This is a genomic window from Mesorhizobium sp. M7A.F.Ca.CA.004.06.1.1, from assembly GCF_003999135.1.
Classification (GTDB): Bacteria; Pseudomonadota; Alphaproteobacteria; order Rhizobiales; family Rhizobiaceae; genus Mesorhizobium.
The window spans coordinates 1-723 of the sequence record NZ_RZPQ01001328.1 but is presented as its reverse complement, the minus strand read 5'-3'; the positions used below and the strand labels follow the sequence as shown (position 1 = coordinate 723).

The window sequence follows — 723 nt, the reverse complement described above, 5'->3', positions numbered from 1 at the left end:
CGCCTGGGGGTATTTCAGCGATACAAAGCCGGCAAAGGATTTCGACAGTTTCGTCAAGGGTTTTGATGGGACCCACAAGGTCGAGGTCGAGACCGGAGCTGTTTCCGACGAAGGTGCGGCTGGCAGCATTTTCTACAACGTCCCCGTCGCCATTCGCGCGACGGACAAGGCCGGCGGCGAAAAGGTCTTTGCCGGTTGCTATACGCTGCGCCAGGTGAATGCCCAGATCCAGGCGGAGCCGCCCTTCGATCCGATCCATATCGAAAAAGGCGCGCTGAAACCCTCCACCGCCGATTTCGAAGAGGCGCTGCCGCCAAGCTGCGGCGACGGGCCGCCACCGCCAAAGAAAGACACCGCACTGGAGCAGGCCAAGAAGGCCTTTCTGGCAACCTATGGCGACCAGTGCGACAAGCAGTTCCTTGCCAATGAGCCGACCGTTTTTTCGATTAAATACAAGGACAAGGATGCGCAGCCCGGCGAACCCGACAAGGAGACGCGGCTGTTCCATTTTTCCTGTTCGGCCGCGGCCTACAATGAAAGCTCGATCTACTACATGACCGACGACGTGTCGGGCGTGCAGCAGTTGCAGTTCGCCGAGCCCAAGATGGACATCCGCTACGAGAACAATGACAGCAACGGCAAATTGCTGGGCATGAGTATCGTCGGTTTCCAGACGTCCGGCTGGGCGGTCAATTCCGACTATGATGAGGCTGCCCACACGAT

Annotated in this window: 1 protein-coding gene; it reads left to right on the top strand. The window is 58.5% G+C overall.

The window, feature by feature from the left end:
* Positions 1-723, top strand: a 723-nt coding sequence (locus EN906_RS36110; RefSeq protein WP_127375870.1) for a DUF1176 domain-containing protein, incomplete at both ends; no start/stop codon positions are given.